This is a genomic window from Clostridium aquiflavi (assembly GCF_031344075.1).
GTDB lineage: Bacteria > Bacillota > Clostridia > Clostridiales > Clostridiaceae > Clostridium > Clostridium aquiflavi.
Genome location: NZ_JAVJAN010000063.1, coordinates 1 through 9,816, shown reverse-complemented (window position 1 = coordinate 9,816; position 9,816 = coordinate 1). Strand labels below are relative to the sequence as shown.

General features: G+C 26.6%; 9 protein-coding genes. 1 reads left to right on the top strand and 8 read right to left on the bottom strand.

Annotated features, from left to right (window positions below; all coding sequences use genetic code 11):
- Nucleotides 1-265: 265 nt before the first annotated feature.
- Both RGC78_RS15280 and RGC78_RS15275 read right to left on the bottom strand, forming a co-directional pair.
- Nucleotides 266-2,002, bottom strand: coding sequence for an oleate hydratase (locus RGC78_RS15280; RefSeq protein WP_252213675.1), 1,737 nt, complete (start codon nucleotides 2,000-2,002; stop codon nucleotides 266-268).
- A gap of 201 nt (nucleotides 2,003-2,203) precedes the next feature.
- A complete protein-coding gene (locus RGC78_RS15275; RefSeq protein WP_252213677.1) occupies nucleotides 2,204-2,422 on the bottom strand; it encodes a DEAD/DEAH box helicase in 219 nt (72 codons plus the stop codon).
- 220 nt (nucleotides 2,423-2,642) lie between these two features.
- On the opposite strand from RGC78_RS15275, the gene RGC78_RS15270 reads away from it, so the two are divergent.
- Nucleotides 2,643-3,698 carry a serine hydrolase gene (locus RGC78_RS15270; protein ID WP_252213679.1) on the top strand — a complete coding sequence of 352 codons (1,056 nt, stop codon included), beginning with the start codon at nucleotides 2,643-2,645 and terminating at the stop codon, nucleotides 3,696-3,698.
- 158 nt (nucleotides 3,699-3,856) lie between these two features.
- Here RGC78_RS15270 and RGC78_RS15265 read toward each other — a convergent pair whose 3' ends face one another.
- The 6 genes from RGC78_RS15265 to RGC78_RS15240 form a co-directional block, all read right to left on the bottom strand.
- On the bottom strand, nucleotides 3,857-5,128 hold the full coding sequence (locus RGC78_RS15265) for an ABC transporter permease (protein WP_252213681.1): 1,272 nt from the start codon (nucleotides 5,126-5,128) through the stop codon (nucleotides 3,857-3,859).
- Nucleotides 5,119-5,856 (bottom strand): ABC transporter ATP-binding protein, encoded by a 738-nt coding sequence (locus RGC78_RS15260; protein WP_286674011.1) that lies wholly within the window; start codon nucleotides 5,854-5,856, stop codon nucleotides 5,119-5,121. The genes RGC78_RS15265 and RGC78_RS15260 overlap by 10 nt, the downstream gene beginning before the upstream one ends.
- Entirely contained in the window at nucleotides 5,846-7,294 is a 1,449-nt protein-coding gene (locus RGC78_RS15255; RefSeq protein WP_309556907.1) for an HlyD family secretion protein, read from the bottom strand. The genes RGC78_RS15260 and RGC78_RS15255 overlap by 11 nt, the downstream gene beginning before the upstream one ends.
- An 18-nt stretch (nucleotides 7,295-7,312) precedes the next feature.
- A complete protein-coding gene (locus RGC78_RS15250; RefSeq protein ID WP_252213685.1) occupies nucleotides 7,313-8,476 on the bottom strand; it encodes a coiled-coil domain-containing protein in 1,164 nt (387 codons plus the stop codon).
- 324 nt (nucleotides 8,477-8,800) lie between these two features.
- Nucleotides 8,801-9,304 (bottom strand): biotin transporter BioY, encoded by a 504-nt coding sequence (locus RGC78_RS15245; RefSeq protein WP_491536914.1) that lies wholly within the window; start codon nucleotides 9,302-9,304, stop codon nucleotides 8,801-8,803.
- Nucleotides 9,305-9,617: 313 nt separating this feature from the next.
- The coding region (locus RGC78_RS15240; RefSeq protein WP_491536913.1) for a ferritin family protein at nucleotides 9,618-9,816 on the bottom strand (199 nt) is incomplete at its 5' end.

Here is a 9,816-nt window from a genome sequence, read left to right as displayed (position 1 = left end):
AAATAATGTGTTTTAAAGGTATTATGAGTACCCCTAAAGAATAAAAAATAATCATATGCCGCACCATTATTCCTGCACTGCGTTTAGAAAGGGCGCATGGCTAAAAAAATCGACGGCTCCAAAGTCGCCTTAGCGATTTTGTTCTAAAAGCTATGTTTTAGCAAAGTGTGGATATATGTATACGCAAAATATATCCACACATATTTAAAACATATCTTAATATTTTATCATTTAAATATATAATTATTTTAAAGTAGAGCTAAATTTAACTATAAGATTTTTTTAATGCTTGCTTTAATATTCTTGGATCTTTTTTATATTGTGTTATTGGACAAATTTTTTTATGCTTTATATTAAATAAAGTATATACTGCTATCCTAGCTGCACGTACAGAGTATTCTTCTGTAAACACCATATCTCCTGGTATTTCAACAAATTGACTAATCATTGCAAAATTTGTTGAGCCATTAGGTACAACTTTAGGACGATCACTCATCTTGCGTGGTTGAAATTGTGAATCTATATATGGCATCATGCAAGGAATAACATTAACTATAGATTCTTTTATCTCATCAATTTTATCTTCAAAATGCAAATGATGTAATAACTCTATTAAGATTTCTTCTCCAGTACACTCACGCATAGGTTTCTTTACATAATCTCCTTCTCTATCAGTGTACAATCCATATCCCCAGAAAATAGTAGTATCAAGTGGTTGATTTTTGAAGTGTGGTTGAGCAGCTATAACTATGCTCATTAGCCAACTTGAATCTTTAAAAGTCATTAATGCTCCACTACCTGGAATATTTCCAGAAAATTGCTCTATAAGTTTTAATAATTTATTTCCTTTACAAGTTACAGTAAAGCTTTCCCAATTAGTTTTCTCTGGATATTTAAAAAATGGTTCAGGATTTCCAAGTCCAATTTTCTTTTTAGCTATTTTTTCCCAAAGTTCAGCCGACATTGGGTTATCTATTTTATACTCTGCTGGTGTATTGTAATCTCCTAATGTTGCATTATCAGTCATACAACCATTAGTCATAATACATACATCATCATCTTTTAATTCAATTATTTTTTCTCCTTCCGAATCTTTTATGTGTATTGCAGTAACTGTAATCTCTTCTCCTTCTTTAAAATCCAGATCTGTTACTGTTGCATTAATACTAAAATCTACTCCAAAGTCTTCTAAATAAGATTTTAATGGCATAATAACTGATTCATATTGATTGTATGTTGTACGAGTTACTCCTTCTAAAGTTTCAATACGTGAAAATTCAAATATCATGCGTTCCATATAGCGTTTAAATTCAAATAAACTAGACCACTTTTGGAATGCAAATGTTGTTTGCCACATATACCAAAAATTTGTTTCAAAGAAATGTGGTGTATGTTCAAACCATTCCTCAATAGTCATATCATCTAATTTTTCTTCTGGAGTTGCCATTAATTTTCCAAGTGCCATACGATCAGCATTATTAAATCCCATACTCTTTGTATCTTGTATTACACCATCTTTATCAACTAACCTAGCTTGTGCATGTGTTGGATGTAAATGATCAAAATTTAAAATTTCCTCAGTAACGCTTTTTCCTGGAAACTCTAATGATGGAATACTCGAAAATAGATCCCAAAAGTTTTCATATGTTTCTTCATTGAGCATTCTTCCACCACGACATATAAATCCATTAACTGGATTACCTCCACCATCATTACTACCCCCAAGTATTTTCATACCCTCTATAATATGAATATTTTCACCTTCAAAATTGCAATCTCTTATAAGATAAGCTGCACCAGCTAATGAAGCTAAACCTCCACCTACAAAGTACACATCTTTGCCTTCATTATTCATATATTCAAATGATTCTGTAAAAATTTTATTTTTAGCTTTATTTTTAACTTTATTTAATCCTAAAGTTGCTGCTGTTGCTACTCCTGTTATTGCACCTAAAGTAAGTAATATATTGACATTCTTATTTTTTTTCATCTTCTTACCCATATAACATTCCTCAACTTTCATTTTTAACTTATTTATTATTTTATCAATATTATATTTTAATCCAATTAAATTACAATTATACAAATTCTATTATAATTTAATTATAACTTATTTTTATTTGTAGAATAAAAAATTTAAGCTATAAAAAATTTAAGTATTTTTATAGCTTAAATAACATTAACATTTATTACATTATATTTTTTAAACATCCTCAAAAATTATCATACCATCTTCTTGTGCTACTAATCCTTTTTCTTCTAACTTTTCTAATTCTATATCTAAATCAAATTTCTTATTCATTTTATCGTCTTTTTCATTTTCATATTTTGAAAAAATCTTTTTAAGTTCATAATAACTTATTTCTTTTGCCTCACTTATTTTATTAATTAATTTTAAAGAATAATTAGAATATTTATTCACAATATCACTCCTTATTATAAATTTAGTATATAATTTATGTAATTAAGCAAGACTATAAGATATTTTCGTTTGTTGTTATATTATACTAAATGTGGTAACTCAATTATTACTATATTATTAATATTACTTCCTATCATTGTTAATATCAAAAAATTTATTGACATCATTTTATATATTTCATACAATTTTTACAAGAAACATTTTTATTAGGAGATAAAATATGAGGATTTTAAAGGATTATTTTGTAACATTTTTAATTTTAACTGTATTAATTATCACATTGTTTTTTTGCGTTTATTATTTTCCACAACAATCCGAGGACATAGTACAAGCTAAAAACATTGAATCAAATGAAGATAATGAAAATTATGATAAAGTTCATATTGATAGTGATAATTCTCATAGCTCCAATACAGAAAATATTGAAAATGTTAAAACTGTTGAACCTACTAAACTAATTACTGGCACTAAAATAAACAAAGATTTATTTAATGAAACTTTAAGTGATAATGAAAAATTGAAAATTTTAAATGATAGTAAATATAATCTTGAGGATAGAATCCTTTTTTATTTAGGATCTGATAGCGATCGTGTTGGATTTATATACTATGATTTAAACTATAATAAATATATTGAGCTTAATAAAAGTAATACTTTCATTGCTGCAAGTACTTATAAAGTTAAATTAAATGTATTGACATATGAAAAAAATAAGACAGATAAAAATTTACTTAATAAAAAATTAGATTATAAAGAGGATGATTATGAAGAAGGGACAGGAATACTTCAAAATTTATGTGACATTCCTCCTACTCCAATTAGTGAATTATTAGATTTATCTATAATTAATTCCGATAATATTGCTACTAATATGATTGGTTCATATTTAGGTGGACATGATCAAGTTAGAAAAGAAATTAATGAAATGTTTAATATTTCAATACCATATAATGAAAATATAACTACTCCAGAAACTGAATTCAGAATTTTAAAGCATATTTATGACAATAAAAGTGATGTAACTTACTCTCATTTAATTGATGTTTTAAAATCTACTGATTATCATGATAGAATAGATAAATATATCCCTCATAACATAGTTGCTCATAAAGTAGGTTCTAGTAATGAATACATACATGATATAGCAATAGTATTTCCAGACAACCCTTACATATTTATAATTTATACAAAAGATTTAGAAAATGCTGAAGAAAAAATAGCTCAGATTTCAAAGACAATTTATAATTATCAAGTTAATAATCGCATAATAAATTAAAGGTGGCTACGCCACCTTTTTTAGTTAAGAATGGAGAGTTGAGAATTAAAAGTTTTGGTTGAAAATCTTTAAGACTTTCTAAAAATATAATTTCAAAATTCCAATAAGGAATTTTTTCCTTAACTCTCCACTTTCCACTATCAACTTTCAACTAACATCTATTCATATCTTAGTGCCTCAATTGGATCAAGTTTCGCAGCTTTATTAGCTGGATAATATCCAAAGAACACTCCAATAAACATAGAAAACGTAAAACTAATTAATATTGTAGGAACAGATATAACAACTGGCGATTTTAAAACTAAAGATGTAATAATTCCCATCCCTATACCTAACACTATTCCTATTGTCCCACCTATTGCACATATTATAGCTGATTCTACTATAAACTGCATTTTTATATGAGAACTTTTTGCACCTAATGCTTTTCTAGTACCTATTTCTTTTGTTCTCTCTGTAACAGACACTAGCATTATATTCATTACTCCAATACCACCAACAAGTAATGATATTGCTGCTATGACCGAAATAGCCAAAGATACTTTTCCAAGAGCTGAAGTCATTTCTTTTAGCTCACTTTCCATATTACGAACCTGAACTGTCCAGTTTTTATTATTTTTATATAGATTTTTAAAATATTTACTAAAATCATTTGTTAATTTCATTATATCAGCATCTGCCTTTGGCTTTACAGTGAAATATGAATAATTTTTGTTCTTAGCAGATTCTTTAGATGTAGTTACTGGAATATATAAATTAGTTTGCATATCTTTTTCAGATGATCTACTACCTCCATCAAAAGGTGATGCTTCAAATTTATATACACCTACAACTACATAACTTTTAATATCATCTCCTACATATACCTTAATCTCTTTTCCTAAGGGATCTATATTTTTTTTAAATATATTATTTACAAATTTATCAGATACAACGGCAAGTTTTCTCTTTCCTTTTACATCCTTATCATTTATAAATCTACCTTTTAATAGCTTTATATTTTTGGCATCTTTATACCCGTCATTTACACCCATAATACTTACATTAGCATATGAATATCCTTCTTTTGCTTTTCCTGATCCGCCATGTTCAGATACACTTATACTATCAATGTCATTGCTAAATCTTTCTTTAAATTCATCAATCTGTTCTAATGAAAAGCAATCTTCTTCTGTCATTTTATCCCATGCATTTGAATCATAGCTCATTCCATCTTCTCCTTCACTCTTAGGAGAGATGGAAACATCTATATTTGTTGCTCCATTGCTAGCTAATGTACTTGTTAAAGATGAAGTTATGGCATTACCAATTGATACTATTCCTATAACAGAAGAAATTCCAATAATTATTCCAAGCATCGTAAGAATAGAACGCATCTTGTTTGATTTGATTCCAGCTATGGCAAGCATTATATTTTCTTTTATAAACATAACTTTTCACCATCTGGAAATTTCTTAGAATAATTCTTATTATAGTCATCAGATATTATCTTTCCATCCTTCAACGTTATAATTCTTTCAGTTTCTAATGCTAATTCATAATTATGAGTTATAAATACAATAGTCTTTCCTTCTGTTTCATGTACTTTATGAAATAAATCCATAACTAATCTTCCAGTTTCTGAATCTAATGCTCCTGTAGGTTCATCAGCAAGTATTATACTTGGATCATTAACTAAAGCTCTAGCTATTGCCACTCTTTGCTTCTGACCACCAGAAAGCTCATTTGGAAGATGATTAATTCTATCTTCCATTCCTACAAGCTCTAAAAGTTTTTTAGCACGTTCTATTCTAATCTTTTTATCCACTCCTGCATAAAGCATTGGTAACTCAACATTTTTAAGTGCACTACTTCTTGGTATTAAATTAAATGTTTGAAATACAAAACCTATTTTTTTATTACGTATTTCTGATAATCCATTGTCTGATATATCATTTATATTAGTACTATCTAATATATAAGTTCCAGATGTAGGTCTGTCCAAAGCTCCTATAATGTTCATTAAAGTACTTTTACCAGATCCAGAAGCCCCTACTATTGATATAAATTCGCCTTTTTTTACATTTATATCAATGTTTTTTAAAATATCTAATTGATTCTCAGTTCCTATATAGAAGCTCTTTACAATATTATTCATTTCAATTATATTATTGCTCAATAACCTCACCTCCAACAGGCTCAGCCATTCCTCCACCTAGTTCAACTATACTTCCAACAGTATAATTGCTTGGTTCAGAAAGTACTTTCATTCCATCTTGTAGTTCATCTCCATAGATTTCAACATTAAAATCTGATTCCATACCCTTATTTATAGCTACTTCTTTAATAATATATTTATTATCTTCTTGTGCTTCAGCTACATATATACTTAGACCATTTTCATTTTCAATTATGCTCTCATGAGGAATTGCATAAACATCATTTTTTTCTTCCAAAATAATATTTAATTTTGCTTTCATTCCTATCTTTATATTTTCATTCATCTCATTAATTTTTACTTTAGCTTCAAAAATAACATCTCCACTATTAGATGTAGAATTACCAGTAGCTACAGTAGGTTCATCAACTTTAGCTGTAGGACTTATTTCACTTATTTCTCCTAAAAGTTCTAAATCATCCGTTGCATCTGTTTTTATTATAGTTTTTTGACCAACTTTTATATTAGCAATGTCGACTTCCTTTATTGATGCTTTTATAACCAAATTGTTTAAATCTTCTATTTTAAATAATGTTCCTGTGCTTGGGTTTCCTACAGTTGCATTAACAGTAGTTATAGTTCCATCTACTGAAGCTTTAATTGTGCATTCATCTAATTCTTTCTTTTTATTTTCAAGTGCAACACGTTCACTTTTATTTTCATAAGCTATTTTAGCGCTTTCATAGCTATTTTGTGCATTTTTTAAATCTTCTTGTATTTTTAGTTTCGAATTTTCCAACTCAACATTAGCTTTGTTATAATCATCTTTAGCTTTATTATAATCATTTTCTGATTTTTTAAATTCCTGATTAGATATCTCTCCATATCCTAAAATTGTCTTGTTATATTGATATAATCTTTCTGCATCTTCTAAAGTCATTTTGGCTGTTTCTAACATTGAGTTTGCATTTATAAGATCTGTATTAAGATTATTCTCATTTATGTAAACTATATTGTCATATGCTCTTTTTTTACTATCAAGATCTAACTTACCATTCGCCTCAGAAGCACTCAAAGTTTCTGTTAATTGCTCTATTTCCTCTTTTAATTTTTCAGTATCTAATATAGCTAGAACATCTCCAGTCTTAACTTCATCTCCAACTTTAACCTTAACTTCTTTGACTATATTACCTGAATTTGTATAAACATTTGTAGAATTTCCACTTTTTACTTCACCTAAAACATTAATACTATTAACAATATTAGCTTTGTTAAGAATAGTATTTTGAGCTTGTACATTAGGAGGTTTAGAAAAAAACATCTTAAATGCAATTCCTACAATAACTAGAATAGCTACAATTAACATAACCATCTTTTTTTTACTCATACGTTTTTTAGAATTTTTCACTTTTGAAATAATATTTTTAGGACTTAAATTTTTTATTTCTATTTTATTCATAATTTATACCACTCCACTCTAATATCCATCTTTCATTTTCATATAGCTTAAATAATCCATGTATAAATTATTTACTTGTGATATAAAATCTTGATTTTTATTATTTAAACCAACTTCTAACTCATCCACTTGTTTCTTTGATGCAAATCCATAATTATATTTAGTTTGCATTATTAAAGCATCATCTTGAGTTCTACTTAATTTATCATTGCTTGCTTTTAACAAGTTGCTTGAAAGAATAAGATTATTATATCTTTTTTGAAATTCTATTTTAACTTTTTCTTCTTCCTGCCTTAATGAAATTTTATTATTTTTAATTTCATAATCACTTATATCTGAGTCATCTTTTGCTTTATGATTTTCCATATCTTTTATTTTTAGGTCTATATTATTTAGTAACATATCATCTAAATCTTCTTCAAAATTTATTTTAGATATTTTATCAAGATCACCTTTTATATTAGTATCAACTTTTATACCTGTATTACTTGGAACCCCTAAAGAAAATAATAGATCTTTTAACTCGTTTTTTTCTTTAACCTGTATTTCTTTTAGCTCATTATTAAAGTCAGTAATATCATCTAAGTTTTTCTCATACTCTTTTTTAGATATAAATCCATTACCATACTTTATATTATTTATTTCTACTTGTTTATTTTTAAAATTAGTTTCATATTGCTTTAATTCTTTTTTTAATAATGTGTCTACATATTGTATATACTGTCTTTGTGCTGATTCAATTAAGCCTTGTAAATCCTTTTCATATCTTATATTAGATACTTTTAAATTGTGCTTTGCTGCTTGCTTTTCATCTTTTAATGAATCTAATTCTTTTTTGGCACTCCTTAGATCCTCATTCAATTTAATTTCTTTATCTTCCTTTTTACTCTCTGAAGATTCAGCTATCTCTTGAGGCTTAACTACATTTTTATAATTACTAATATCATTTTCTAGTCTACTGATTTCGCTTTCTTTATCATCAATTTCATCTAAAATATCTTTATACTTTTCTTTATCTTTTTTTAAATTATTCTTCATTATTTTTAAATCAGGACTATACTCAGTTATAATTTCTTCTATATTTTCCATAGAAAGTTGCATATTTTCCCGTGTTGCTGCTTGTACACTTATTTGATTCATAAATACAAACAATACTAGTAAAATTCCAGTTATTCGTTTCAAAATTTTATTCCCCCTAAAATAAATTAAAATATTTTACATTAAATCTTTTCTTATACAAGGTAAAAATTTATATTTTTACACATAATTTAGTATATATTCAATCTATTAAATAAATCTTTAAATAAACCTTAAGATAATATTATTTTTTAGTTTTTATTGACTTTTTCCTAATATAACCATGATATAACTTTAGAATTTAAAAAAGATGATTCCTATTTATTCAGAAATCATCTTTATACTTGGCTATGTTTTTAATATGTGTTGATATATACAATGGGTAAAATGGCATATACCGCTACTATTTTAAAATATGTTCATATATTTTTATATTATATATATTCTCTTTTTTATATTAATCCCTAAAAATATTCCTAAAAATATCTTTGCTAAATCAAAAATAACGAAAGGTAAAACCCCTATTTTTAAAGCACCTGAAAATGTTATATTTAAAATAAACGCTAATTGAGCTGTGCCTATAATATAACAAATTATAATTCCTAATGTGCCTGAAAAGCTAATAATAAAATAATTATCATTATACTTTTCTGAAAAATATCCAATAATTAATACCATTAATAAAAATGAAGTAATATATCCACCTGTTGGTCCTAAAAGTGCTTGAATTCCTCCTTTAAAGCCTGCAAAAACAGGTAACCCAATTGCCCCTAATAATATGTATATTATTTGTGATATAAACGCCTTTTTATACCCAAGAATAACTGCTGAGAGTACAATTGCAAAGACCTGCATTGTAAACGGAACTTGAAAAAATGGTATTGAAATTTGAGCGCATATAGCTGTAATAACAGCAAACATTGCACATACAATTTGATCCTTTAATATTAATTTACTAGATATAACTTTTCCCCCCTTAATAGTTTCTTATATTATATAATTATGGCTTTTCAATTGTCAACTATATTATCAATATAAGTTTACAATAAATTTATAAAAAAACAAAAGGCTATGTCACACTTTATTAATTAAAAATATACAAATGATGTTTTAGGTATTAAATCTAAAAATAGGTATATGGATAAATTTCCATATACCTACTTTCAGTAAATAAATATTATTTATAATATTGGATTTAGGGATAATTTAAGTTAAATTTTAAGCAATAATATAATTAATCACTATATTATGCAAAATATCTATCTAATAATCCTTTAAATGCTCTTCCATGTCTAGCTTCATCTTTACACATTTCGTGTACTGTATCATGGATTGCATCTAAATTTAATTGTTTAGCTAGTGTTGCTAAGTCTTTCTTTCCTTGACATGCTCCATGTTCTGCATCTACTCTTAATTGTAAGTTTTTCTTTGTATCTGCATTTACT

Coding starts and splice junctions, on each gene's coding strand:
- RGC78_RS15280 (WP_252213675.1), bottom strand. CDS start 2,002: ATGGGTAAGAAGATGAAAAAAAATAAGAATGTCAATATATTACTTACT.
- RGC78_RS15270 (WP_252213679.1), top strand. CDS start 2,643: ATGAGGATTTTAAAGGATTATTTTGTAACATTTTTAATTTTAACTGTA.
- RGC78_RS15265 (WP_252213681.1), bottom strand. CDS start 5,128: ATGTTTATAAAAGAAAATATAATGCTTGCCATAGCTGGAATCAAATCA.
- RGC78_RS15255 (WP_309556907.1), bottom strand. CDS start 7,294: ATGAATAAAATAGAAATAAAAAATTTAAGTCCTAAAAATATTATTTCA.